We start from the raw sequence: 26,011 nt of genomic DNA, 5'->3' as shown, positions 1-26,011 counted from the left end.
TATAAAATTATTAAGCAAAAATAACTTAATTCTTAATACTATTTTTTAAACAATAATTAATTGCACCTGTAGCTCCTTGAACAAATTTATCTATTGAAGCTTCATTCTCAATAACATTTTTTATATTATTTTTAAATTCATTTTGTAATTTTTCATTTTTTAAGTAATCTATGATTATGGTAACAGACTCTTCGTTTGTTTTATCCCATAAATTATAACCAGTTTTACCATCTTTTAAATATATAATTTCAGGAGGGTGAAATTCTTTCTCGAATGTAACTAATGGACAATCAAAACAAAACGAATGAACAATTGATAATCCAAGCCAACTTGGTATAATCATTAAATCTGAACAATATATCATTTTACCTGTTAACTCATTATTGTAAATTGCTCCATAAAGTTTAATATTCTTAATATTTTTTTCTTCAATAATTTCTTTCAGTTTTTTTTCTAATGGTCCTGAACCTATGATGTGTAAAGAAATATCAATTAGTTTTTCTTGTAAAAGTTCAAAAATTTCTAATAACTTTTCTGGTTTTTTTTCAGGTTCCAAACGAGCAGTGAAAATTAAATTATACTTAGTTATAAAACCTAATTCGTTCTTTAAATCTTTTTTAGTTTTACTTTTAAATTTCTTTTTTAAATTTAATAAAGGTTCTGTATCCAGAGTGTTATTAGCAACAAATAATTTTTCAGAATTTATATATTTTGAGAGTTTTTTTGGAGCATCCTCAGAATAAAAAATCATTGCATCCGCTTTTTTTAGCATAAATAATCTTAATTTATCCTTTAAGGAACTTTCAGGATGAAAACCCGTTCTACGATCCCAACCATGATTCCAACCAATAATTTTAAATCTAAAAAATGGTCTCAAAATATATAAACCCCATATACTTAAATTACTAAAGCTATACTGAGTTACAATAACTTTTGGCCTTTTTTTTAACACAATATTAAATATATTTGCAATGAAAAATTCTCTTTTTTTGCTTAAATAAATATTGTTTATTCTAATAAATTTTCCATTATCTGGAATTTCTCCGTTCTGTAAAGAACTATGCTTTTGAGGTTGGCCATATAAAACTTTTAAGCCTTTGATAGCTTTTAGTAATTTCAAATAACCAGGTATTCTGTAGCTTGTCATGATACCTTGATGTAATAGTACTAAAGGCGACTTATTATTCATTAATTTTTTTCTTAAAAAAATGAGAATTAAAACTACTCAATATAAAAATTGAAAAAGTTATTGGAAAGAAGATTTTATGGCCGTGTCTAAATAAATATCTAGCATTATCTTTTAAATTGGTTCTAGAGTGCTTAGTAATGAATCCTTTTAAAAAGCTTTTAAATGAGCTTTTCAAATACGAGGTACCTTGTCCTGTTTCTTCTATAAAACTATATACAATTAAATCCCAACACACATATAATTTATATCCTTTTTTCTTAGCTCTTAAACTAAAATCATAATCTGAATGGTATTGAGGGAATTTTTCATCAAAACCATTTATTCTTTTAGCAATTTCAATTGGGAATAACAAGCCTCTACCTGGTAAAACCTGAGATTGATGGAGCCCTTCTAAACATCTTACATCTTTCTTGTTAGTAAAAATTTTATAATAGGGTATTAATTTATAACGCCATAATATTATTTTCTTTACACCTAAAGAGAGTATTTTTTTTGGTTTTGTTTTGGTAAATGAAGATGCTCCAATTATACTCTTTTTAGGGGATTGTGTCATTGCTTTATATAACTCTTCGAAAAAATTTTCTTTTAATAGTATGTCATCATTTAATGTCAAAATATAATCTGTCCCTAATTTATAGGCACAATCTATTCCTTTATTAATACTTTTGGTATACCACCAATTCCCATTACCAATTACTGTATTAACTTTTGGGTGATTGCTTTTTAACATTTCTAATGTTCCATCTGTGGAACCGTCAACTACTGTAATGACATTTACAGTAAATTTACTGTGAGAAATATTTTTTATTTGGTCTAAAAGATTTTTTAAATATTCTTTTCTATTAAAAGTAGGTATTATTACTGCAAGATTTATCATAACAATATCAAACGAGTATTTTTTTATCCATAGGCTTCATCGCCAAAAATAGAAATAAAAAACATAAGAAAAAAGGCTTAGAAAACAAAGATTGTGAAAAACCTAAAGTCATTATTGTTGCAAAAAAAACAAAAGAATAACCTTTAATAAAATTATAATATTTATTTATTCTAAATATTGATTTATAAAATAAATAAAAATACAGTAGACTTCCTAAAATACCATAAGTAGCTAATTGAACAAAAACGCCATTATTCCTATGTTGATCTTTTCCAAAAAAAATAATTTTTTGTCCACCATAACGCATTGGCCCCCTTCCCCAACCAAATAAAGGGCTTTGTTTAAACAAATTATAATCTGCCAAAGCACTACCAAATCGAGAACTTGTTGTTTCATCTGCAAGAGAAATATTATGTTTCACTTTTTCCTCTAAAAATGAGGTAGTCGTGTAAATACTTATAGAGGCAAATACAAAGAGTATTAAAAGTAGTTTGTGTGATACTTTTTTATTCATTAAATAATAGCCACTTACTAAAATAAAAAATGCTATATAACCTGCTGTGGAAAATGTTGTAATAAGTGCTACAATGAAAAACTTATTTTTTTTATCAATTAAACTTTTTGTTTTTATAATATTAAAAAGTATTGCAAAAATTAAAAAAACAGCAAAAGCACCAGGTTCCCAAAAAGGTCCACTGTTTCTAAACTCTGTTAATAAAGATAATTCAAAAGTAAAAACAATAATACTTGGAGATTGTTCGTAAAATGCATTTGGGTCTACAAATGGAGACTCAAAAAGCGGAGCTATTTGACCAATCATTAAATCTGTAAATCCAGGCAGAAAAGATAGTGTATAGAAAATTAAACTAATAACTGTAAAAAAATATAAAATATTGATATAATAATTAATGAAGTTATATTTCACCAACTTTACCACAAAGTAAACAGTTGCTAACTTAATGGCTGTTCCAACTGAAGTTCTGTAACTATAACTACCATGCAAAAAATGTTGAAACAACTCTATGAGAAAAAACAATCCAATAATTAAAAACGCATTTGAATCTTTGTTCTCTTTATTATAAATAAAAAGTATTAAACTAAATAAAAATAATGATATTTCTATAAAATCTATACCAGAAAAAAAAGGTATTCCAGAAGCTGCAATAATTATGAATACTAGAAAATAATTTCTTTTTAAATTTCTATCTTTATTTTTCATCCATTTTCTTTATAAATCTGGCTGGATTTCCTGCCCAAATCTCATTAGAGGGTATATTACCAGCCACAACACTACCAGCTCCGACTATTGAATTTTGACCAATACTAGACCCTTTTAAAATTAAAGAATGCCCCCCAATAAATACATTATTACCTATATAAATTGGTTTAACTTTAATATGATCCTTATTTTCAGGAATGCTTATTCTATCATTGTATTTTAAAGAATGAAAATCAGTATCATAGAAAACTGTATTTCCACCAACTCTTACATTATCTCCAAAAACTATTTTTTTTGAACAAACAATAGCTACTGAACTCATACCCACATTTTTACCTATAATTAATTTTGCATTTTTATTGATGACAAATAAACTTCTTTGATTTCTACCTATTGGGTTATATACTTTTCCACTATTTAATTTAAATTTTTCTCCAATTTGTATGGCTGCTCCTTTGCCTATAATTATTTTAATATAACCATTGATTCTAATATCTTTTTCATAATCAATATTATTGATATATAGAATTGTTTTATTATAAAAAAGTGCAAATAAATTATTCAATTCAAAAAGGATCTTTTTGAATATTTTATAAATTAATAAGCCAACTTTTTTTAAAAACATTTTAATTTATAAAATTATTTATTCCAAATACCTTTGGCTTTTTTATTAATTATTTTTAGGTATTGAATTGGATAGATGATAAGGCCTAAGATACTACACAAAATTGTAGCAAATATAACACCACTTACACCAAAGCCATAATATTTAACCAAAATAATTGATAAAGGAATATTAATAATTGCCATTAGAACACCAATAATTAGTTGAACTCTAATTTTACCTATACCATTTATAAAAAAAGTAAAAGGTTGTATATACAAACTCAACATAACAAATAAAGCCATAAATAATGTTAATTTGAATGGTATAACTATTTCTTTACCTACCCAAATTACATAAAATTGATCTGCAATAATGACCATAATAACACATATAATAGAAAAACCTAATGAAATTTTCATTAAAGATCTTATGGATTTTTTTATCCAACTATAATCTTCTTTTGTATAAGCGTCGGTTATTGCAGACCAATATGGTGTTACTATTATTGAGAAACTCATACTCAAAATGCTAAAATATTTAAATGCTAAATTATAAGGTACTACATCTTTAGGTGAAAATAAATGAGTAATTATTAAATTATCTGTTGTGTATAAAATCACAGCAGCTATTTGTATTATGAAAAAATTTATTCCTAAACCGAAAATATCTTTCACATAATTTTTCTTCCAAAGCTTAATAGTTGGTCTATAATCTTTATAAATACCTTTAAAAGCTAATAAATTAAAAATTAAAAATATTACAACTGGTATAAAAGAAAAAATCAATCCAAACAAAACCAGAGAAGATTTTGAATATTTTAGCAATAAAAAAACTGCAACCAAAGAAGTTATTTGTGTTAAAAAATTTACAATTACTGAAATTGAAGGTTTTTGATCTGCTGTATAAATTGTTGTAATTAATTTAAAAACAAGCTGAATAGTAAAAAAACTGAAGACAATCAACATTAAAAAACTAATTTTATCTTGTAAATCTTTACTTGTATTAAAAACTTGAGTCCAATCAATAAAAAAATTAATTGAAAAAAATAAAGTAATTAAAACAAGACAAATTAATCCTAAAGTAAAATATGCTGAGCTTATGTAAGCTCTTGCAAGACTAATATCTCCTTTTGCTTTTGCTTCTGTAAATCTATTACGTAAACCATGTCCTAAACCAGCATCAAAGAAAGTAAACCACCCAATAAAAGAGGTAATAACTAACCAAACTCCATAATTAGAACTTCCTAGATAATCAAGGGTCAATGGTACCAATAAAAAATTTGATACAATTGCTAAGAATTTAAAAATAAAAGATAAACCAATATGTTTAGTTATATTGAATGTTCTCTCTGAGTTAATTCCAAAATTACTTAAAATATCTTTTAGATTCATTATTATTAAAAACTTATCTAAAAAAATCGTTTAGCACTTTAGATTGATTAATTGCTTCATTATACCAGCTAACTCTTTCTATTTCGTTTTTATAATTTTTACAGAAATATTTAAATTCTTCCACAAAATGATCACAAGGGTTTAAGGTATATACTTCTTTAAACCCTTGTTTTTCTAACGTACAAGTTGGATTAAAATTTGGAGGTAATGCATAAGCTCTCTCTAATGTAATCTTTCCTTTAGAACCCCAAATAACATAGTTACTTTGATACATATTATTAAAACCAAAAATTAAGCTTGCTGTATTGCTATTGCCAAAATCTAATAAAACGGTACCTCTAACATCTACTTCTTTATCTTCATTTTCAAGAATAGCACAAGAAGCAACTGGTTCTTTCCCAAATAAATGACGAGCTGCATGAACAGTATATGCTCCAGCATCTAATACTACACCACCCCCTAATTCTTTTTTATATCTAAAATCATTTTCATTGATTGGTGGAAATCCAAATCTACCAAGAAAATGAAATGGGACCCCAATTTCACCATCATCTATAAGCTTTCTAACAAATTGATGTTGAGTATGAAATTGGTACATGAAGCCCTCAAATAAAGCCAAATTTCTTTCCTTACAGAAATTAACCATTTCTTTAACTTCATTCAGATTTGAACCTAAAGATTTTTCACATAGTATATGTTTGTTAAAACTCGCTGCTGACAATACTATTTCCCTATGAGCACCTGTTGGTGCAGCAATATATACTGCATCAAAATCATATTTTTTAATAGCTTCATCTATAGTAGTAACTAGCGGTAAATTAAACTTTTCTTTTATAGCTTCTCTTTGCCCTCTTCTATTTGGATCAATACAAACTATCACTCTACTAACTCCTGAATTTATGAGAGCTGGTATAGCATATTTCATTGCTAAATTACCACAACCTATTACTGCAAAGTTTAACATAATTTTTAATTATAAATTTTATTTAATTGAATTTCCATTTCTTGAACACAATAATCAAGACCTATCTCCCCTAATTCTGTATAAAAAGGCAATCTTACTATTCTATTACCTAAATCTTCTGTTAATGATAAGTCTTCCTTTTTATATCCATATTCTAATCCTTTAGGAGCGGAATGGAGAGGTATATATCCAATATATGCATAAATAGATTTTTCTCGTAAACCTGCCATAAATAATTCTGCATTTTCTTTAGTGTCAAAAATTACCCAGAATGCATGATGATTTATCTTTATATCTTCTGAAATTTTAAAGGTTGAAACAAACCCATCTTTTTCATAGTTAAAAAATAATTCTTGGTAAGCTTTAGTTATGTTACTTCTTAAAGATTTCATTTCGTCTTCACTCTCTAATTGAGCTAACAACATAGCTGCTAAAATATCTGATAACAAATAACTCGATCCTTTATCTACCCAGGAATACTTGCTTTTAACTCCTTTTAAGACAAGCCTTCTATCTGTACCTTTCTCCTGTATAAAATGAGCTCTTTGTAACCACTCGTCTTTATTTACAACTAACGCTCCTCCTTCTCCCGCATTAAAATTTTTAGTTTCATGAAAACTAAAAGCTGCTAAATGAGCTTGAGTCCCACAAGCTTTGTTTTTGTAATATGAGCCATAAGACTGTGCACAATCTTGCATTACAATAAGGTTGTGTTTTTCTGCAATTTGCATGATTTTATCAATCTCGCAAGAAACCCCTGCGTAATCTATTGGTACAATCATTTTTGTTTTTGGTGTTATTAATGCCTCAATTTTTGAAGCATCAATATTCATAGTTTCTTTTTCTATTTCACAAAATACTGGTATAGCTCCAAATAAAATTACTGCATTTACTGTTGAACTAAATGTATATGATGGGAGTATTACTTCGTCTCCTGGTTTTATATCAGCCAATACTGCACCCATTTCTAATGCAGCAGTTCCTGAGGGTACTAAAAATACTTCGTTGAAACCATGTTTCTTTTTCATTAAAGAGACAACTTTATTGCAGTATTGGTGATTTCCACAGTGTCTCCCTGAGCGATATGCATCTATAATGTAACTTTCCTCTTTTCCTGAGTTGTAAACCTTATTAAATGGTATAATCATGAGTTTTAATTGTTAAATAAATTTTATAGCAGAAATTAAACTTCTTGCTTGTATATTGAGGTAATTATTGAATTTAAGAAAGTAATTCAATTGATTTAATGTTAACCAAATATAATTCTCTGGTATTATAGTTGGAAAACTATCATCAGCTTCAATTATCATACTTCTATTTTGTTCTCTAAAAAATCTTCCCCCTTCTTCAGATTGTAAAGTATTAAATCTAATTTGATCTTCCTTAGCATTTAGAACATCATCTAAAAAAGGTAAACTATTATCACTATCATAACTACCTGTAATACATTGTACTGTTGGTGCCATTTCAATGATGTCAAAGTTACCACTTTCTAATTTTGCTTGTACTAAAAAATGGTAAATACCATTTATTTTTTTTACTATAAAAGCAATTATTCCTTCTTGGAGAGGTTCTATAAGAGGTTGAGACCAAGTTTTTACTTCTCTATTCGAAATTTCTACTTGAGCAGCAATAACTCTAAAATATTTATCTTCATTATGTCTAATATCGAAAGGAGTAACCTCCCATTTCTTTATATTAAATATTGATCTTGATTCTATAGTTAGCTCATATCTACATTTTAAATCAGTAATCCATTTAATAACATCATCATAAGTATGTTTTGAATTAGTTTTATTATTTGCAGATAATAACATCCCTAACTCAAAATTATCCAACTTTTCTTTTACTGTAATTGAATGTTCAAATGAAATACCAGAAATGACAGTTCTGGTATCCATATTTACTAGATTATCTTTTTGTATTAATTTCTTTATTTGTCCGAGAGTTAGCCAAATAAAGTCTTCATGAACATCTATATCTCCATCTATTTTTATTATAATGTTCCTATTTCTTTTTTTTAAAAAACGGGCTCCTTGTTCTGATTGTAATTGGTCTAATATAATTTCATCTCTTGTTGCATTCTGAAAATACTCTAAATAGCGTGGTTTATTACCTTGATGAACCTGTGTATAATTACTTTTTGTTGCTTGTAGAGTAGGAGATAATTGAACATTATTAACATTACCAGGTTCTACTTTTGCTTGTAACAAAAAATATAAAATACCATTAATTTCTTTTGTTATGATGCCTAAATAACCTATTTCTGGTTGGTTTATTATAGGTTGTTCCCACTCCTTAACAGCACCCCAATTTGTTTTTACATTTATCCCTTCTATAGTGAAAAATTTTCCAGAACTATGCTTTAACATACCATTGGTTTTATCTAAAAACCAATGATTTAATTTCTTAAAAGGAATTTTTGTAACCTCAACATTAATAGCTTCGTTTCTATATTTTAACCATTCCATAACTTTTGAGGTAGTTATAAAAGGATTCTCTTCTGTTAAGGCAGATTTTAAAAATTTATTTTCATTAATTGTTTTATAGTTCATCATTTAAAGTGATAACATTTTATTAAATTTCTTTATATATTTTTAAAATATATTTTACCCCATCTTTAATAAAATATGCAGGATACCTTTCGTTATCTACAACTCTTAATAAATTAAATTGTTCGCTTAAAGATTTATTTAAGTCTAATTCACTGTCTTTTGAAGTTCTCTTTGGATAGAAGGTTTCATCACCTCTCTGTGGTTTTCCTATTCTATTTTCAAAATCATTTAAATACTCTCTTATCATTTCTAAAGTCTTTATCCCTTGTTGATGTTTTATTTCATCATTTAATTCATGACCTTCAAGTTTTACATAATCTAAAATGTAAACTTCACCATCATCTACTTTATCATTAGCTTCAAATAAACTTAGAGGTATATTGTTTTCACCTTCTAATATTTGCCAAGCTAGTGGCGACCAACCTTTTCCAAGAGGTAGTTTACTTGGGTGAACAACAATATTGCTTTCATGAAACGAAAGATGAGTGTTTTTTAAAATTTTTTCACAACTTAATATTAACATAACATCTCCAGAAGTAATATCATTTGAACTAAAAATATGAGTTACTTCATGTTCTTGTATTAATTCTTCTTTAAGATCTTCAACATAAGGCATAATCCAACTTTTTGGATTATCTGTTAGTATAGTTATTTTCATAGTATTTGTTTTAAAGTATTAAAACATGAAAAATTAAATTAATTCTAATATTTTTTTTGCTGCAACTTCTTTTGAAAAATTATCTATAGCCAATTGTGAACAATTATTGGCCATAACTTTTCTCTCTTCAGAACTTTTCAAAAAGACTTTTTTTATTTTCTGTGATAGAATAGAAGAGTTATAAACGGGCGCTTTGTATCCAGTAATCCCATCTAAAACAATATCTTTTGCCACTCCTAAATCGAAACAGACAACAGGAGTTCCTGATGCAATTGACTGGTTAATCATCATAGGACCAGAATCTTGTATTGAAGAAACTACAAAAAGATTTACCATATTATAAATATCTGAGAGTTGATTAAAATCTGAAATATAACCTAAATTATGAATTTTAGCTTTTGTATTAGGTAGTAAGGTTTCTAATTTCCCTCTACCAATTGACACTATGCTAAAATTACTCAAGTCAATTTCGTTTTCTAATTTTTGAATTGCCTCAATAAAATACTTAACTCCTTTTCTCTTTTCCTGAGTATTTGTAGCTCCAAATAGAATTACAAAATTATTTATATCAATATTGTATTTATTCCTTAAGTCTTTCTCTTGGTTTTTTTGATAAAATATTGATAAGTCAATACCCCCAAGAATCATCTTTATATTTTTGTCTTTAAATAATGTACTTTCTTTTGCATAGTTGTAATCTTGGCTACAAACAGCAACCAGCTGTATATCCATCTTTTTAATTAAGTGATTATTAAAAGTTAGATTTTTATTGGCATGTTTTTTATGCTTATCTTCTATAATTGCTGGACAATTTGAGCAGCTATTTTTATAACCTTCACAATCCCAAGCAAAATGGCATCCACCAGTAATATGAATCATATCTGCCATAAATAAAATTACTGGTGCCTTATAAAAAAGTTGTAAATCATATAAATCTTTAATATTAAAAAAAGCATTCGCAAAATAACCTATGATTACATCTGGCTTTTCCACTAATTTATTAACTTTATTGACATTTAATAGATTTTTTCTTTGATTTATATCAAAAAAATAATAATTGCTATCTGTTTTTATGTTTATTTTTAACTTTCTACTTAACTTATCTATTACTTTTTTAAAAAAAAGCCTTTGGCTTGAAAAATACGACACAACGTCTTTTCTCTTATGTTTACTACCATAGACCATCATTTGCGAGTTATGATATTTTAATAATCCTTGATGTAAATCGTAAGCTAGAACACCAGCTGCATGAGAAATATCAGGTGTAGAAATAATTAAGATGTTTTTTCTTTTCTTCAATTAAAAAATATTTATTCCGTAAATAGTATTATTAAACTATTTATTAGTTATTAATTTAAAATTCTCTTGATATAATCAAAATAATCACCTTTTTTGTTCTTAATATTATTTTTTATAGTAAGCTTATCTATCATTTTCATTTTCAAAGCAATTTCTTCTAAACACGCTATTTTTAAACTAGTTCTTTTTTCTATTGCTTTTACAAATTCCGTTGCCTCTGTTAAAGACTCATGAGTACCAGTATCTAACCATGCAAATCCTCTACTCAACAATTGAAGTTTCAAACTTTTCTTTTCTAAATAGACTTGATTTACACTAGTAATTTCTAACTCTCCACGAGATGAAGGATTTACGTTTTGAGCAACATTAACTACTGAATTAGGATAAAAATACAAGCCAACAACAGCATAGTTAGATTTAGGATTTTTTGGTTTCTCTTCTATACTTACAACATTATTATCATCATCAAATTCTGCTACACCATATCTTTCTGGGTCATTAACATAATTACCAAAAACTACTGCTTTTTTTTCTTCCTTTACAGTTTTTATAGATTCAACCAGCATTTTCTGTAAACCAGAACCATAAAAAATATTGTCGCCTAACACCAAGCAAACATCATCATCTCCAATAAACTTCTCTCCAATTATGAATGCTTGTGCTAGTCCATCAGGACTTGGTTGTTCTTCATAACTTAAATCTATACCAAATTGAGAACCATCTTTTAATAACTTTTTGAAATTGGGTAAATCATCAGGTGTTGAAATAATTAATATTTCCTTTATACCCGCTAACATTAATACTGATAATGGGTAATAAATCATTGGTTTATCATAAATTGGAAGCAACTGTTTACTTACACTTATTGTTAAAGGATGAAGTCTTGTTCCAGAACCTCCTGCTAAAATGATGCCTTTCATAATTAATTGTATTGCTTTTCGTAGTATTTTAAGTAATCGCCATTAACAATATTGCTCATCCATTCTTCATTTGCTAAATACCAATCTATTGTCTTAGAAAGTCCTTGTTCGAATGTTACACTTGGTTTCCATCCCAAGTTTTTATTTATTTTAGAGGCATCTATAGCGTATCTTAAATCGTGACCTGGCCTATCTTTTACATAGGTAATCAATTTCTCACTTGTACCTTTCTCTCTTCCAAGTTTTTCATCCATTTGTTTACACAAAAGGTAAATCAAATCAATATTTTGCCACTCATTAAAACCTCCTATGTTATATGTTTCCTTGATACTTGCTTTATGAAAAATAACATCAATAGCTATTGCATGATCAACTACATATAACCAATCCCTAGTATATTTCCCATCTCCATAAACAGGTAATGGTTTATTATTTATAATATTATTAATAAATAATGGTATTAATTTTTCAGGAAACTGATAAGAGCCATAATTGTTAGAACAATTACTGATTACATATGGTAAATTGTAAGTTTCTCCATACGCTCTTACGAAATGATCAGAGCTCGCTTTACTTGCTGAGTATGGTGAGTTCGGATCATAAGGTGTTTTCTCTGTAAATAAACCTTCCTTTCCTAAAGTACCATAGACTTCATCAGTACTCACATGGTAAAATAACTTGTTTTGCCAATTGTTATACCACAAATTTTTAAAAGAGTTTAATAAATTCATTGTACCCAATATATTTGTTTTAGCAAATGCTAAAGGATCATTAATTGACCTATCTACATGTGACTCTGCTGCAAGATGAATTACAGAATCAAATTTATATTCATTAAATAGTAGTTCAATTAATTTTTCGTTAGTAATATCTCCTTTTATAAAAGTATAGTTCTCTTTAGATTCTATATCTTTTATATTTTCTAAGTTCCCTGCATAAGTTAAAGCATCTAAATTATAAATGTGATAATGGGGGTATTTTTCAACAAAAGTTCTTACAACATGTGAACCAATAAAACCAGCACCTCCAGTAATTAATATTTTCATAGTTAAGCTATTTTAAAATTTACTCTGCTTGCTTTAAAATTTCATGACCTGCTTTTAATAAATCTACATCCTTCTTCATTAAAGCTATATCACTTTTCATCATATCTTTTACTAAATCAGCTAAATCATATTCTGGTATCCAACCTAATTTCTCTTTTGCTTTAGTTGGGTCACCAATCAATAAATCAACTTCTGTTGGTCGAAAGTATGAAGGGTCTATAGATAAGACTTCTTTGCCAATAAAAAGTTGTTTAGATTTCTCGACGTTGCTCGTAATGACAGAAGTATACTTTTCTTGATTTATACTTTTAACAAAACCTTTTTCATCAACTCCCTCTCCTTGAAATTCAAGCTCAACACCAACTTCATTAAAAGCCATTTTAACAAAATCACGAACTGTTGTTGTAACTCCTGTAGCAATTACCCAATCTTCTGGTTGTTTAGCTTGCAAAATCATCCACATCATACGCACATAATCTTTAGCATGTCCCCAGTCACGTTTTGCTTCTAAATTTCCTAAATAAAATTTATCTTGCAGTCCTAATGCTATTTTTGCTATAGCTCTTGTAATCTTTCTAGTCACAAAAGTTTCCCCTCTTCTTGGAGATTCATGGTTAAATAATAGACCGTTACACGCAAACATATTATATGCTTCACGATAGTTTTTAGTAATCCAAAATCCATAAATTTTTGCAACTCCATATGGTGATCGAGGATACAGTGGAGAATTCTCATCATAAAAACCTCTTTCATTTTTATTTTCTGGCAACCCTCCAAATAGTTCTGAAGTTGAGGCTTGATAAATTTTTGTCTTTTTACTTAATCCTAAAAGTCGAACAGCTTCTAAAATACGTAAGGTACCAAGTCCATCAACATTACCAACATATTCAGGCATATCAAAAGACACTTTAACATGTGACATTGCTCCTAAATTGTAAATTTCATCAGGTTGGACTTCTTGAATGATTCTGGTTAAATTCATAGAATCTGTTAAATCACCATAATGTAATTTTAATCTTTGATTTGGATCATGAGGGTCTTGATATAAATGATCAATTCTATCTGTATTAAAAAGAGAAGATCTCCTCTTTATTCCATGTACCTCATAACCTTTTCCTAATAATAATTCAGCTAGATACGATCCATCTTGTCCTGTAATACCTGTAATTAACGCTACTTTCATGTTTGACTTAGTTAACTTCTAATTTTACTTCTTTTATGTTTTCAATATTATCCAAAAACCATAAATAGGTTTTTTCTATCCCTTCTTGTAATTCTGTTGTGTAGGTCCATCCCAAATTCTTCATCTTAGAAACATCCATTAACTTTCTCGGAGTTCCGTCTGGTTTTTCTGAGTCCCAAACGATGTTACCTTGATAACCTGTTACTTTTTGAATTGTTTCTGCTAATTCTTTAATGGAAATATCTTTACCAGAACCTACATTGTATAAATATTCTGGTAATTTATTCTCTAGAGCATAAACTACTGCTTCAGCCATATCATCTACAAATAAAAATTCTCGCATTGGAGTACCACTTCCCCACAAAGTTACTTCAGAATTATTATTGATTTTTGCCTCGTGAAATTTACGAATCATCGCAGGTAAAACATGAGAAGTTTTTAAATCGAAGTTATCAAAAAAGCCATATAAATTTGTTGGCATTAAACTTACATAATCTTTATTATATTGCTTTCTAATAGCCTGACATGCTTTTACTCCTGTAATTTTTGCAATTGCATACCATTCATTCGTTGGCTCTAAGGAGTCTGTTAGCAAATATTCTTCTTTTAGTGGTTGAGGAGCAAACTTTGGATATATGCATGAACTACCTAGGAAAATAAATTTATTAATTCCTAACTTTAGTGACTCATCAATTAAATTATTTTGAATTTGCATATTCTCCATTATAAACTGATAGGGATAATCATTGTTTGCTAAAATACCACCAACTCTGGCTGCAGCATCTATGACAACATCTGGTTTTTCTAAATTAAAAAACTCTTTAACTTTAGTTTGATTTTTTAAATCTAAATCTTTGCTGGTTTTCCCAATTAAATTTCTATACCCTTTTTTTTCAAGAGCTCTCCAAACTGCAGAACCCACCATTCCTCTATGTCCTGCTACATAGATTTTAGAATCTTTATTCATAAACTTTTTATTACTTACCTATTTGAAAATATTCAAATCCTTTTTCTTTCAAATTAAATGCGTTGTATTGATTTCTACCATCAAAAATAATAGGTGATTTTAATTGACTTTTAATTTCTTCAAAATCTGGAGATCTAAATTCTTTCCACTCTGTTAATAAAATTAATGCTTCAGCATCTTTTAGAACCTCATACTTAGACTCGACGTAGATTATACCCTGAACTCCTTTTAAATAACACTCTTTTGCTTCTTTCATAGCTTTTGGGTCATATGCTTTAATTTTAGCACCTCTTTTTATGAGTTCTTTTACAATGTATATTGCAGGAGCTTCACGCATATCATCTGTTCCTGGTTTAAAAGCTAATCCCCATAAACCAAAAGTTAATTCAGATAAATCTTCTCCAAAACGTTTTACAATTTTATTAGCAATGACTAATTTCTGTGCGTCATTTACATATTCAACAGACCTTATTAAATTAGCTTTATAACCATATTCTTCTGCTATTTTATTAAGTGCCTTTACATCTTTTGGAAAACAGGATCCTCCATAGCCAGCACCCGGATAAATAAAACTATATCCAATTCTTTTATCGGATCCAATACCAATGCGAACTTGATTTGCATCAGCACCTACTCTTTCACAAATATTCGCAATTTCATTCATAAATGAAATTTTAGTAGCTAACATAGCGTTCGCAGCATATTTGGTCATTTCAGCAGAGCGAATATCCATAGTAATAAAACGATCGTGTGTTCTGAAAAAAGGGGAATATAATTGTTTCATCACATCAAAAGCATATACTGAATCTGCTCCAATAACGACTCTATCTGGCTTCATAAAATCATCAATAGCAGCCCCTTCTTTTAAAAATTCTGGATTTGAAACTACATGAAAATCAATCTGTAAATCTCTTTTATTTAGTTCCTTTTGAATAGTCTCTCTTACTTTATCTGCAGTACCAATAGGAACTGTTGATTTATCTACTACTACTAACTCTTTGTTCATAGTTTTCCCAATTGACTTAGCAACAGCTAATACATATTGTAAATCTGCAGAACCATCATCTCCCATGGGTGTACCCACTGCAATAAAAACAATTTGAGCATTTTTAATTGCATTACTTATATTAGATGTAAAAGATATATTTTTATTTTTTAAGTTTTTTAAAATAATAGGTTCTAAACCAGGCTCAAAAATTGGAATTACACCTTTATTTAAATTATCAATCTTTTCTTTGTCTATATCAATACAAACTACTTTATTTCCCATTTCTGCAAAACAAGCTCCTGATACTAAACCTACGTAACCACTTCCTAAGATAGTTATATTCATTTCTTATTTAATAATTAAATTTTTATAACCTTCCATCAACTAAATCTTTATTTATGAATGATTTTGTATCAAAAATAACTGCACCATTTTTTTTATACTCACTAAAGTTAAAGCTGTTGAATTCTTTATGTGCTACAGTTACTATTATTGCTTTATATTTTTTTTTAAAATTAACTTTATTAAGTAATTCAATATTATATTCATTTTTTACCTCTAGTTTGTTTGCCCAAGGATCAAATACATCTATATTTAAACCAAATTGGACTAGTTCTTTATATACATTGATAACTTTTGTATTTCTAGTATCTGGACAATTCTCTTTAAATGTTATACCAAGGATTAATATGCTAGATCCTTTTATTTTATGTCCTTTAGAAATCATTAACTTTACGACTTTACTTGCTACAAAAAAAGGTATATTATCATTGACTCTTCTTCCTGAAAGTATTACTTGGGGATAGTAACCTAATTGCTCTGCTTTATGTGCTAAATAATAAGGATCAACAGATATGCAATGACCACCTACTAAACCAGGTTTATATTTTAAAAAATTAAACTTGGTACCAGCAGCCTCTAATACTTCAGTTGTATCTATACCAATTCTATCAAAAATTAAAGCTAACTCATTAACAAAAGAAATATTAACATCTCGCTGAGCATTCTCAATTGCTTTTGAAGCTTCGGCTACTTTAATACTAGAAGCTTTATGAGTTCCTGCTGTAATAATTTTTTTATACATCATATCTATTTCTTCTGCAATAAAATGGTTTGATCCAGAAGTTACTTTTACAATAGTTTTCAAAGTATTAACCTTATCTCCAGGCACAATTCTTTCAGGTGAATAACCTACAAAAAAATCTTTATTAAAAAACAACCCCGAATTCTTTTCCAATATTGGAACACATATTTCCTCTGTACATCCTGGATAAACAGTAGATTCATATATTATTATATCACCCTTATTAATTAATTTACCAATCATTTTCGAAGCACTTTTTAGAGGTGATAATTCAGGTGCATTAAATTCATTTATAGGTGTTGGAACGGTTACTATATATGTATTTGCTTTTTCAATCTCGTTCAAGTCACATGAAGCCTTATAACCTAACTTAAAATTTGTTTCAACTTGATTTTTCAAGACAAATTGCAAATCATTTATATCTGCTTCTAGTGTATGATCCTTCCCTTGATTTAGCTCACAAACTCTTTTTTCATCAATATCAAATCCTATTACAGGATAAAACTTTGCTAATTCAATTGCTAAAGGCAATCCTACGTAACCTTGGCCAATAATAGCTATTTTATTTATTTTATTCTTAATCAAAATACTTTTTTTACTTTTTTAAAAATTAAAAATTTAATACATTTATAAAATAAGAAAAGAAATAATTACAGGGGTTTTACTTGTTTCTTAAATTTTCTTTTTCTTGAACTTCTTTTCGCAAACCACTGCTTGAGAAACGATGTTCTCTTTTGTTAAAATATAATTCTATACCTTTTTCTTCACAATATTTTCTACCTGTAAATTGCTTACTAGCATATTCTTCACCGATAATTCTCACATCTATTTTAAAAGAACGTAATACATCTTCTAAATCTTGTTCTGTTGCATAAGGCACAATTTCATCAACAAATTTACAGCCTTTTAATTGTATGTAACGTTCTACAACAGATTGCACAGGTCTATTTTTCTCTGGTCTATCTAATGTTGGATCTGTTTGCAAACCACAAATTAAATAATCGCATTGACGTTTTGCATCTTCTAGCATGGTAATATGACCTGCATGCAATAAATCGAATGCACTAAATGTTATTCCTATTTTCATATTTGTTATTCGTTGTTCGTTGTTCGTTGTTCGATAAACGATCATCGGTAATCGATAATCGGCTAACGACTTTTTAATAACCAAGAAGAAGATTGTATTTTATCTCCTAAACCATCTATTAAATCTATACCTAATTCTTTACAAGTTGGAGCTTCTGGAATAGAATCATTATTTTGATCACCTCCATTTGCAAAAGCCAAATCGTATTCTTTAGAAAAGTCTTTGAATAATAAAGATATCGATTCACATACAGTTCTATCTTTATCAATAGAAATAATAGCTTTATCAACAGCTTTAATATTTTGCACAATAAAAAGCCTTTCGTCTTCTTTTTGAAATTCTTTGGATCCTTTTAAGGCTCTTTGATGATCGCTATTTACAATAACAAACAACTCATCTGCCAAGGCTTTGGCATTATTAAAATATTCTAAATGTCCTTTATGAATGGGATTGAAGTAGCCAGAAACAATTATCGCCTTTTTCTTCATAATTTCTTTTTTTTTACAAATATAGATTTATTTATGAAAAGGAAAAAGATGTTTATAATCTTTTAAAGAAATCGTTTGAAAACAGTTTTATAATTTTTACTAAAAAATTTCTATATGATTTTTAAATATTATCAGTATAAAAATAATTTAATTTTAATTTCATAAATTTCACAATACGCTGACAAGCCAATCCATCTCCATAAGGATTGTTCAAAGCACTCATTTCTTGATAATGATTATCATCTGATAATAAACTATTTGTTTCTTTAACAATTTTTCTTTTATCTGCACCAACTAAAATTACAGTACCTGCTTCAACAGCCTCAGGTCGTTCTGTAACATCTCGCATCACTAACACAGGCTTACCTAAACTAGGTGCTTCTTCTTGTATACCTCCTGAATCCGTAATAATAATATAGGATATATTCATTAACCAAACAAAAGCAGGATAAGACAAAGGAGAAATTAAATGAATGTTTTTTGTTTCTGATAAAACTTGATGTATAGGTTTTTGTACATTTGGATTTAAATGTACAGGATAAATGATTTGAACATCCTTATTTTTTAAAGCTATTTCTTTTAAAGCTTCACATATATTCATAAAGCCTAGACCATGATTTTCTCTACGATGCCCAGTAACTAAAATTATTTTTTTTGAAGGGTCAATAATCTTTTTTAAATCATCTATTTCTTTATTATCTAACGTAAACACTCTTTTAGAACTATCTAGTAAAGCATCAATAACAGTATTACCTGTGATTAAGATGTGTTCATCTTTAATATTTTCAGCCAATAAATTCTGTTTTGACTGTAATGTAGGTGCAAAATGATAATCTGTAATGCGCCCTGTAACTTGACGATTGATTTCCTCTGGGTATGGAGATAACTTATTACCTGTTCTTAAACCCGCTTCTACATGACATACTTTAGCCCCTGCATAGTAAGCAGCAATACTTGAAGCCATGGTTGTTGTAGTATCTCCATGGACATAAACGTAGTCTGGTTGAAAATCTTCTAAAATTGGTTTTAAACCAGTGATAATATCAGCTGTTAAAGAGTATAAATTTTGATTTGGCTTCATTAGATCTAAATCATAATCAGGAATAATTTCAAAAAAATCTAAAACCTGATCTAACATTTCTCTATGCTGTGCAGTAACACACACCTTAGTTTCAAAATCATTTTTATGCTTACAAAATTCTTTTACTAAAGGTGCCATTTTAATAGCTTCAGGCCTTGTTCCAAAAATGATTAGATTTTTCTTTTTCATTGTCTTTTTAAATTATTTAGCTATTTTAAAAATAATATCGCCTTTACTAAAAGGAACTATAAAGTTTATGTACTTTTTATTTTTTAGAAAATACTTAATTAATTAGAATAGGATGCTTTTCTCCGTTATTTTTTACAGCATCATTTCTTATGTCGTAAACAATATCTATGGAAGATTTTGCATCTAATAACCCAAAACCTTCTCCTTTTAAAATAGATTTGTAGCTTTCTGTATGTAATTCAGTAAACCCTGAACTAAACTCTAATGCTTCATTATTAATGGTGATGGATCTGTAGGTCTTTTGCCCCAACTCTTTAATTTCTTTAGGCAAATTATTTTCATTAATAGATAAAAACCAACGCACTCTAGCATTTTCAAATTCTAAGTAACCTGAAGATTTATCTTTCTCTCTTAAGTGTACCATACTTTCTTGCACATCACCAAAAATCCAAGATAGCATGTCGAAAAAATGAATTCCAATGTTTGTAGCAATTCCTCCTGATTTGCTTTCATCTCCTTTCCAAGAAATATCATACCATTTTCCTCTTGAAGTAATATATGTTAAATCGACGTCGAATTTTGTAGTAGAAGTATTTTGGTCAATTTTATTTTTTAACGCAATAATACTAGGGTGCAACCTTAGCTGTAAAATGGTATTTATGTTTTTACCAGATTCTTTTTCAATATCCATTAAAGCCTCTACATTCCATGGATTTAATACTAATGGTTTTTCACAAATCGCATGCGCTCCACTACGTAAAGCCATTCTAATATGAGCATCATGCAAATAATTAGGTGTACAAATACTTACATAATCTAATCCTTTTCCATTTCTTCTTAGCTTTTCTACATGCCTGTCAAATCGCTCAAACTCTGTGAAAAAATCAGCATTTGGGAAATAAGAATCCATTATACCCACACTATCAAATTTATCTAAAGCACAAAGTAAATTATTGTTTGTGTCTTTAATAGCTTTTAAATGTCTAGGTGCAATATAACCTGCAACCCCAATCATGGCAAAGTTCTTCATTATATCTTTAAATTAAAATCAAATTTACAAAAAAGGTTTTTAGGAAAGAGGTAAAATAAAAAAACCTCATCATTTCTGATGAGGCTTGTTGTTGTGGGTACACTTATCAAAATTTATTTGCTGAATAGGGATTATATATCCCTTTACACCCCATTTTGAAAAAGCTAAAAATTCTTTTTCTTCAAAAAAGCATTCTTTTTTTATCTCCACAAACTTTCAAAACAGGTCTTAAGTTTGCACAAATAAAAAAAGCCTTACCATTTGGTAAGACTTTTTGCTTTTATCTGTGGGCGCGAAGGGATTCGAACCCCTGACCCCTTGGGTGTAAACCAAGTGCTCTGAACCAACTGAGCTACGCGCCCTTTATATTTTTATTCCTAAGGTAAGGAATCTAACTTCTTATTCGAACTCTGCTGACCACTCCCGATTGTAATCGGGATGCTCTGAACCAACTGAGCTACGCGCCCTTGCATGTTAGCGGATGCAAATATATAATAGATTTTAATTCTACCAAAAGAAAAAGTAATTATTTTTATAGTATTTCTGCAACAACAAATGTACTTCCTCCTATATATATTACATCTTTAGAATTTGGTTTAGAGCTAGCATCTTTAAAGGCCTTCTTAACTGACTGATAAACATCTCCTTTTAACCCAAAAGAAAACGCTTTTTGTTGTAATTCTTTTTGACACAAACCTCTTGGAATATTAGGCTTACAAAAATAATATGTTGCTGCTTTAGGAAATAATGGTAAAACATCTTCTAATTTTTTATCATTAACCACCCCTAAAACAATATGTAAATTTTGAAAGTTTTCTTTTTTTAATTGAGACATTACGATTTGTAAGCCTTCTTTGTTATGTGCTGTATCACAAATAATCTTTGGACTTTCTTGTAAAATTTGCCACCTACCTTTTAAGTTTGTGTTTTTAGCTACTTTAAGCAATCCTTCTTTGATATGATTTTCAGCAATTGTAAATCCTTTTAATTGATGAATCGCTGTTATTGCTGTTTTTAAATTCGATTTCTGATAATCGCCAAGTAAATCTGTCTTGTAATCGTAATTAAAATCGGATGCAAAAGTAATTGTTGCATCACAAGTTATGGCTTTATTTTTAAAAACATGCACAACTTCCTCTTGCTGTTCCCCTATAATTACAGGAATATCTTCTTTAATAATGCCTGCTTTTTCAAAAGCAATTTCAGGTAGTGTTTCTCCTAAAAACTGCATATGATCATAACCAATATTGGTAATAACAGAAACTTCTGGAGTAATGATATTCGTAGAATCTAATCTACCTCCTAAACCAACTTCTATAATAGCAATATCAACTTTTTCATTGGCAAAAAAATCAAAAGCCAAACCCACTGTCATTTCAAAAAAAGACAATTTTTGTGTTTCTAAAAAGCTTTTGTGTTTGGTAATAAAAGAAGCTACTTTTCTTTTAGAAATTTCCTTCCCATTTACACGAATTCTTTCTGTAAAGTTTTTTAAATGAGGTGAGGTATATAAACCTACTTTGTAACCTGCTTCTTGCAAAATAGAAGCCAACATATGACTTGTAGAACCTTTACCATTTGTTCCTCCAACATGAATAGATTTAAACTTTTTTTCTGGATGATTTAACGCTTTAGAAAAAGCAAGAATGTTTGTTAAATCTTTTTTAAATGCAGTTTTACCTTGTCTTTGATACATAGGTAATTGTGCAAACATCCAATCTAGTGTTTCTTTGTAATTCATTTCAAAACAAAAGTAATTTATTATTCTAAAGAGAAATAATAAATTATAGTTCCTTTTTGTTGTGCTTTAGCACTTTTATCAGGCTCCCATTTCGTCTTTAATGCCGCTTTTTTTGCTACTTCATTCAGGCAGGTATCAGTTATTGTAGAACCTTTAACTCCTGGATTTGCACTAATTACTTTCCCACTTCTATCTACAATAATCTCAACAACAACCTTACCATCTACTTGACAATCAGATTTTACTGTAGGTATATCTAATACTTTTCTATCTCCTAAATTATAATTTCCATCAGAACCTCCACCTGTATTTCCATAATATTTAGTTGAGTTTTCATCACCTTTTTCATTACCTTTTACGCCGTCTTTTTTACCATCTCCTTCTCCTTTTGGTTTTCCAGAATCTGCATTTCCGTTTAATAAATTTTTTAAAGCGTCTGTGGCTTCTTTAGAAGGTTTAGGCATTGGTGTTTCTTTTGGTTTTTCTATTTTTTCAACGGGCTTCTTTTTTTCTTCACTTTTTTCTACAACAGGTACATCTTTAGAAGTATCATCTGTAATAACATCTTCTTTAACGGTTTCCTTTGGTATCTCTTTTACCTCTTCTACAACCTCTTGCTTTTCTTCTATTTTTGGAGTAGCTACTTTTTTAGTTTTCTCTACAGGATCTCCTTGCCCAACATTTGCATCACCAAAATTAATTGCCAAACCATATTCTTCTGGAGGATCTAAATAGGTTATTCCAAAATTAAAAATCAGAAATAATATCAATAACAAAATTGATGTTGTTATGACAAATGATTTTCTTTTATGTTTTGAATCTAATACTGACACTATTTTCCTTTTACAGCTAAAATCATTTTTAGCTTATTTTTATTGGCAATATCTATAACTTTCATCACATTTTTGTAAGCAACATCTTGATCGCCTCTAATTACAATAGTTTTCTTTTTATCTGAGCCAACACTTTTTAAAATTTCACTTTCTAAATTTGCTGAGCTTACCAATGTTTTATCAATGTAAAATTGAGATTTACTATTAATACTCACAGCTACAGATTTACTGTTTTCTGTTTTACCTCCTGCTTTTGGCAATAAAACGTCGATAGCACTTACTGTTACTAGAGTGGATGTCAGCATAAAAAATATCAATAACAAGAACACAATGTCTGTCATGGATGACATATTAAAAGACGGATCTACTTTATTTCTTCCTCTTAAATTCATACTAAACAGGTTCGTTTAATAAATCTAAAAACTCAACAGATTTTGCTTCCATTTGATAAACCACCTTGTTTGTTCTAACTACTAAATGGTTGTAAGTAATATAGGCGATAATACCGACAATGAGTCCAGCAACAGTTGTTGTCATAGCTGTATACAAACCGTCTGAAAGCATTTTTATATCTATTTGACCACCTGCGTTTGCTATTTCATGAATGGCAACAATCATCCCAATTACAGTACCTAAGAAACCAATCATAGGTGCTGCTCCAGAAATTGTAGCCAAAATAGAAACGTTTCTTTCTAATTGATATACCTCTAATTTACCTGCAGTTTCTATAGCAGTATTGATATCATCTAAGGGTTTGCCAATTCTAGAAATTCCTTTACCTATTAATCTTGCTGTAGGTGTATTTTTACTTTTACAAAGCGAATCTGCTGATTCTAATTTTCCATTAGAAACGTAATCTTTAATTTGATTCATAAAGTTCTTATCAACTTTTGATGCCGCTTTTATCGCAAAAAAACGTTCGAAATAAATGTATAATGCTACAGCTAAAAGCACAAAAAGAATAGCAATTATAATTTGACCTCCTAAACCACCATCCATAATTAATTTATAGATAGAAAGTGTTTTTTCTTCTGATAAACTTTCTTCTATTAGTTCTTTATTTTCTTGAAAAAATAATATCATTCTACTCTTTTTTTAATTCGTATGTTATAACGTGTATTCTACTTTTTAATTGTCTTTAGCTAAATTCTTTACAAAAAAAATGCCACTTTGAAAAAAAATCAAAATGACATTTTATAATTTTTATAAAACCTTAAATGATTTGCCTTAAAAGCATAAATGAAATTGAACCTACAATAAATCCAATAAAAGCTAACCAAGCAATCTTTTTTAAATACCAAAAGAAATCAATTTTTTCCATACCCATAGCTACAACACCTGCTGCAGAACCAATGATTAACATACTACCACCTGTACCAGCAGAGAATGCTATAAAGTGCCATAAAGGGTCATCTAATGGTGCTGAGAACATACCTAAACTTGCTGCCACAAGTGGAACGTTATCTATAATTGCAGAACCAACACCTAATAAAACAACTACTAAATCTGAAACTTTAGCACCAGTTAATTCTGTACCCATTAAAGGAATACTTTCTTTTAAACTGGCTGCAAAATTGAATAATATACCTAATGATTCTAAAGCTGCTACTGCCATTAAAATACCTAAGAAAAATAAAATACTAGGCATCTCTATTTTTGATAATGAAGAATGCACAGGACTATGACTAGCATGTTCTCTAGATTCATCCATTGTATTAAAATCTGTTAAAGAGAATTTTCTTCTACTATAAATCTCTGCACATGTAGCTACAATTGCCAATGATAACATCATACCTACATAAGGAGGTAAATGGGTTACTGTTTTAAAAACTGGTACAAATACAATTGCACCTAAACCAATTAATAACATTCTACCACTAAATCTGCTATTTGGCTTTTCTTCTGGATTATCTTCATAATCTATTTCTCCTTTAAAAGAAGGCAAAAAGCTTGCTATGAATGTAGGAATTACCATACATAATAATGAAGGTAAAAACAGGTAAGTAAATAACATGCTTGTACTTACTTTATCACCTATCCAAAGCATAGTTGTAGTTACATCTCCTATTGGAGAGAAAGCTCCTCCTGCGTTTGCAGCAATTATTATTAAACCTGCAAACCAAATTCTATCTTCTCTAGTACCAACTATTTTTTGTAAGATTGAAATTAACACAATCGTTGCTGTTAAGTTATCTATAATTGCAGATAGCACAAATGCTAAACAACAAAACATCCAAAGTAATTTCTTTTTACTTTTAAAGTTAACGTAACTTTTAATCGTAGAAAATCCATCAAAATAATCGATAATTTCTACAATTGTCATGGCTCCTAAAAGGAAAACTAAAATTTCTGCTGTCTTACCTAAATGATGTAATAAAGTTTCTTCTACTAAGTGCAATTTATCATCATGTACCATAGATGCAAAACCATCTACTAAACCATGATTTGCAGAATCAAACCAATTAGAAAAACTATCTACACCTAAAGCTACAATAGCCCAACAAACTGCCATCATTATTAAGGCTGGTATAAGTTTGTCTAATTTTAAATTATGTTCTAAAGTAATGGCTAAATAACCTACGATAAATACAATTATAATGATTGACTCCATATTT

At 28.8% G+C, this 26,011-nt stretch carries 25 protein-coding genes and 1 tRNA gene; all 26 read right to left on the bottom strand.

The genetic code is table 11. The features are described from left to right. Positions 1-25: 25 nt before the first annotated feature. The 26 genes from ACFOWD_RS12530 to nhaD all read right to left on the bottom strand — a co-directional run bounded on the left by ACFOWD_RS12530 (position 26) and on the right by nhaD (position 26,007). Positions 26-1,189 carry a glycosyltransferase gene (locus ACFOWD_RS12530; RefSeq protein WP_377411067.1) on the bottom strand — a complete coding sequence of 388 codons (1,164 nt, stop codon included), beginning with the start codon at positions 1,187-1,189 and terminating at the stop codon, positions 26-28. Next, positions 1,182-2,066: a glycosyltransferase family 2 protein gene (locus ACFOWD_RS12525; RefSeq protein ID WP_377411065.1), complete on the bottom strand. Its 885-nt coding sequence runs from the start codon at positions 2,064-2,066 to the stop codon at positions 1,182-1,184. Before ACFOWD_RS12525 ends, ACFOWD_RS12530 begins: the two co-directional genes overlap by 8 nt. 7 nt (positions 2,067-2,073) lie before the next feature. Beyond that, positions 2,074-3,285, bottom strand: coding sequence for an O-antigen ligase family protein (locus tag ACFOWD_RS12520; protein ID WP_377411063.1), 1,212 nt, complete (start codon positions 3,283-3,285; stop codon positions 2,074-2,076). Further along, positions 3,275-3,850, bottom strand: a complete 576-nt coding sequence (locus ACFOWD_RS12515; RefSeq protein ID WP_377411061.1) for an acyltransferase — start codon at positions 3,848-3,850, stop codon at positions 3,275-3,277. Before ACFOWD_RS12515 ends, ACFOWD_RS12520 begins: the two co-directional genes overlap by 11 nt. Positions 3,851-3,924: 74 nt before the next feature. Further along, positions 3,925-5,283, bottom strand: a complete 1,359-nt coding sequence (locus tag ACFOWD_RS12510) for a lipopolysaccharide biosynthesis protein (protein WP_377411060.1) — start codon at positions 5,281-5,283, stop codon at positions 3,925-3,927. A gap of 13 nt (positions 5,284-5,296) precedes the next feature. Next, a complete protein-coding gene (locus ACFOWD_RS12505; protein ID WP_377411058.1) occupies positions 5,297-6,247 on the bottom strand; it encodes a Gfo/Idh/MocA family protein in 951 nt (316 codons plus the stop codon). 5 nt (positions 6,248-6,252) lie between these two features. After that, a complete protein-coding gene (gene rffA / locus ACFOWD_RS12500; protein WP_377411057.1) occupies positions 6,253-7,395 on the bottom strand; it encodes a dTDP-4-amino-4,6-dideoxygalactose transaminase in 1,143 nt (380 codons plus the stop codon). A gap of 12 nt (positions 7,396-7,407) precedes the next feature. Further along, on the bottom strand, positions 7,408-8,805 hold the full coding sequence (locus ACFOWD_RS12495; RefSeq protein WP_377411055.1) for an NDP-hexose 2,3-dehydratase family protein: 1,398 nt from the start codon (positions 8,803-8,805) through the stop codon (positions 7,408-7,410). A gap of 19 nt (positions 8,806-8,824) precedes the next feature. After that, complete coding sequence (locus ACFOWD_RS12490) at positions 8,825-9,460, bottom strand: formyltransferase family protein (RefSeq protein WP_377411053.1); 636 nt, start codon at positions 9,458-9,460, stop codon at positions 8,825-8,827. Positions 9,461-9,493: 33 nt separating this feature from the next. Beyond that, complete coding sequence (locus ACFOWD_RS12485) at positions 9,494-10,759, bottom strand: glycosyltransferase (RefSeq protein ID WP_377411051.1); 1,266 nt, start codon at positions 10,757-10,759, stop codon at positions 9,494-9,496. A 50-nt stretch (positions 10,760-10,809) separates the two neighbouring features. Then, positions 10,810-11,679 (bottom strand): glucose-1-phosphate thymidylyltransferase RfbA, encoded by an 870-nt coding sequence (rfbA, locus tag ACFOWD_RS12480; protein WP_377411049.1) that lies wholly within the window; start codon positions 11,677-11,679, stop codon positions 10,810-10,812. 2 nt (positions 11,680-11,681) lie between these two features. Next, a complete protein-coding gene (rfbB, locus tag ACFOWD_RS12475) occupies positions 11,682-12,725 on the bottom strand; it encodes a dTDP-glucose 4,6-dehydratase (RefSeq protein ID WP_377411047.1) in 1,044 nt (347 codons plus the stop codon). A gap of 19 nt (positions 12,726-12,744) precedes the next feature. Next, positions 12,745-13,908, bottom strand: coding sequence for a GDP-mannose 4,6-dehydratase (gene gmd / locus ACFOWD_RS12470; RefSeq protein WP_377411045.1), 1,164 nt, complete (start codon positions 13,906-13,908; stop codon positions 12,745-12,747). Positions 13,909-13,915: 7 nt separating this feature from the next. Then, positions 13,916-14,875 (bottom strand): GDP-L-fucose synthase family protein, encoded by a 960-nt coding sequence (locus ACFOWD_RS12465; RefSeq protein ID WP_377411044.1) that lies wholly within the window; start codon positions 14,873-14,875, stop codon positions 13,916-13,918. Between the two features lie 10 nt (positions 14,876-14,885). Next, a complete protein-coding gene (locus ACFOWD_RS12460) occupies positions 14,886-16,208 on the bottom strand; it encodes a UDP-glucose dehydrogenase family protein (protein WP_377411042.1) in 1,323 nt (440 codons plus the stop codon). A gap of 22 nt (positions 16,209-16,230) precedes the next feature. Continuing rightward, positions 16,231-17,529 (bottom strand): nucleotide sugar dehydrogenase, encoded by a 1,299-nt coding sequence (locus tag ACFOWD_RS12455; RefSeq protein WP_377411345.1) that lies wholly within the window; start codon positions 17,527-17,529, stop codon positions 16,231-16,233. 79 nt (positions 17,530-17,608) lie between these two features. Continuing rightward, on the bottom strand, positions 17,609-18,034 hold the full coding sequence (locus ACFOWD_RS12450; protein WP_377411040.1) for an adenylyltransferase/cytidyltransferase family protein: 426 nt from the start codon (positions 18,032-18,034) through the stop codon (positions 17,609-17,611). A gap of 62 nt (positions 18,035-18,096) precedes the next feature. Further along, the gene (locus tag ACFOWD_RS12445) at positions 18,097-18,522 is read right to left on the bottom strand and encodes an adenylyltransferase/cytidyltransferase family protein (RefSeq protein ID WP_377411038.1); all 426 of its coding nucleotides are present in this window, start codon (positions 18,520-18,522) and stop codon (positions 18,097-18,099) included. Positions 18,523-18,643: 121 nt separating this feature from the next. Then, positions 18,644-19,792 (bottom strand): non-hydrolyzing UDP-N-acetylglucosamine 2-epimerase, encoded by a 1,149-nt coding sequence (wecB, locus tag ACFOWD_RS12440; RefSeq protein ID WP_377411036.1) that lies wholly within the window; start codon positions 19,790-19,792, stop codon positions 18,644-18,646. A gap of 94 nt (positions 19,793-19,886) precedes the next feature. Next, a complete protein-coding gene (locus ACFOWD_RS12435; RefSeq protein ID WP_377411034.1) occupies positions 19,887-20,822 on the bottom strand; it encodes a Gfo/Idh/MocA family protein in 936 nt (311 codons plus the stop codon). Positions 20,823-21,109: 287 nt separating this feature from the next. Next, a tRNA-Val gene (locus ACFOWD_RS12430) sits at positions 21,110-21,184 on the bottom strand. A gap of 170 nt (positions 21,185-21,354) precedes the next feature. After that, positions 21,355-22,563 carry a bifunctional folylpolyglutamate synthase/dihydrofolate synthase gene (locus ACFOWD_RS12425; RefSeq protein ID WP_377411032.1) on the bottom strand — a complete coding sequence of 403 codons (1,209 nt, stop codon included), beginning with the start codon at positions 22,561-22,563 and terminating at the stop codon, positions 21,355-21,357. Positions 22,564-22,583: 20 nt separating this feature from the next. After that, a complete protein-coding gene (locus tag ACFOWD_RS12420; RefSeq protein ID WP_377411030.1) occupies positions 22,584-23,396 on the bottom strand; it encodes an energy transducer TonB in 813 nt (270 codons plus the stop codon). Beyond that, on the bottom strand, positions 23,396-23,788 hold the full coding sequence (locus ACFOWD_RS12415; RefSeq protein WP_377411028.1) for an ExbD/TolR family protein: 393 nt from the start codon (positions 23,786-23,788) through the stop codon (positions 23,396-23,398). The genes ACFOWD_RS12420 and ACFOWD_RS12415 overlap by 1 nt, the downstream gene beginning before the upstream one ends. A 1-nt stretch (position 23,789) precedes the next feature. Next, positions 23,790-24,479: a MotA/TolQ/ExbB proton channel family protein gene (locus ACFOWD_RS12410; protein ID WP_377411026.1), complete on the bottom strand. Its 690-nt coding sequence runs from the start codon at positions 24,477-24,479 to the stop codon at positions 23,790-23,792. A gap of 130 nt (positions 24,480-24,609) precedes the next feature. Continuing rightward, positions 24,610-26,007, bottom strand: coding sequence for a sodium:proton antiporter NhaD (nhaD, locus tag ACFOWD_RS12405; protein ID WP_377411024.1), 1,398 nt, complete (start codon positions 26,005-26,007; stop codon positions 24,610-24,612). Positions 26,008-26,011 lie beyond the last annotated feature (4 nt).

The organism is Polaribacter marinivivus, assembly GCF_042651285.1.
Lineage (GTDB): Bacteria > Bacteroidota > Bacteroidia > Flavobacteriales > Flavobacteriaceae > Polaribacter > Polaribacter marinivivus.
Note: the sequence above shows the minus strand (reverse complement) of the source record. Positions and strands in the feature narration are given on the sequence as shown.

Bases quoted from the DNA above. Each gene is read 5' to 3' on its own strand.
- ACFOWD_RS12530 (WP_377411067.1), bottom strand. From the start codon at position 1,189: ATGAATAATAAGTCGCCTTTAGTACTATTACATCAAGGTATCATGACA.
- ACFOWD_RS12525 (WP_377411065.1), bottom strand. From the start codon at position 2,066: ATGATAAATCTTGCAGTAATAATACCTACTTTTAATAGAAAAGAATAT.
- ACFOWD_RS12520 (WP_377411063.1), bottom strand. From the start codon at position 3,285: ATGAAAAATAAAGATAGAAATTTAAAAAGAAATTATTTTCTAGTATTC.
- ACFOWD_RS12510 (WP_377411060.1), bottom strand. From the start codon at position 5,283: ATGAATCTAAAAGATATTTTAAGTAATTTTGGAATTAACTCAGAGAGA.
- ACFOWD_RS12505 (WP_377411058.1), bottom strand. From the start codon at position 6,247: ATGTTAAACTTTGCAGTAATAGGTTGTGGTAATTTAGCAATGAAATAT.
- rffA (WP_377411057.1), bottom strand. From the start codon at position 7,395: ATGATTATACCATTTAATAAGGTTTACAACTCAGGAAAAGAGGAAAGT.
- ACFOWD_RS12495 (WP_377411055.1), bottom strand. From the start codon at position 8,805: ATGATGAACTATAAAACAATTAATGAAAATAAATTTTTAAAATCTGCC.
- ACFOWD_RS12490 (WP_377411053.1), bottom strand. From the start codon at position 9,460: ATGAAAATAACTATACTAACAGATAATCCAAAAAGTTGGATTATGCCT.
- rfbA (WP_377411049.1), bottom strand. From the start codon at position 11,679: ATGAAAGGCATCATTTTAGCAGGAGGTTCTGGAACAAGACTTCATCCT.
- rfbB (WP_377411047.1), bottom strand. From the start codon at position 12,725: ATGAAAATATTAATTACTGGAGGTGCTGGTTTTATTGGTTCACATGTT.
- gmd (WP_377411045.1), bottom strand. From the start codon at position 13,908: ATGAAAGTAGCGTTAATTACAGGTATTACAGGACAAGATGGATCGTAT.
- ACFOWD_RS12465 (WP_377411044.1), bottom strand. From the start codon at position 14,875: ATGAATAAAGATTCTAAAATCTATGTAGCAGGACATAGAGGAATGGTG.
- ACFOWD_RS12460 (WP_377411042.1), bottom strand. From the start codon at position 16,208: ATGAATATAACTATCTTAGGAAGTGGTTACGTAGGTTTAGTATCAGGA.
- ACFOWD_RS12450 (WP_377411040.1), bottom strand. From the start codon at position 18,034: ATGAAAATAGGAATAACATTTAGTGCATTCGATTTATTGCATGCAGGT.
- ACFOWD_RS12445 (WP_377411038.1), bottom strand. From the start codon at position 18,522: ATGAAGAAAAAGGCGATAATTGTTTCTGGCTACTTCAATCCCATTCAT.
- wecB (WP_377411036.1), bottom strand. From the start codon at position 19,792: ATGAAAAAGAAAAATCTAATCATTTTTGGAACAAGGCCTGAAGCTATT.
- ACFOWD_RS12435 (WP_377411034.1), bottom strand. From the start codon at position 20,822: ATGAAGAACTTTGCCATGATTGGGGTTGCAGGTTATATTGCACCTAGA.
- ACFOWD_RS12425 (WP_377411032.1), bottom strand. From the start codon at position 22,563: ATGAATTACAAAGAAACACTAGATTGGATGTTTGCACAATTACCTATG.
- ACFOWD_RS12415 (WP_377411028.1), bottom strand. From the start codon at position 23,788: ATGAATTTAAGAGGAAGAAATAAAGTAGATCCGTCTTTTAATATGTCA.
- ACFOWD_RS12410 (WP_377411026.1), bottom strand. From the start codon at position 24,479: ATGATATTATTTTTTCAAGAAAATAAAGAACTAATAGAAGAAAGTTTA.
- nhaD (WP_377411024.1), bottom strand. From the start codon at position 26,007: ATGGAGTCAATCATTATAATTGTATTTATCGTAGGTTATTTAGCCATT.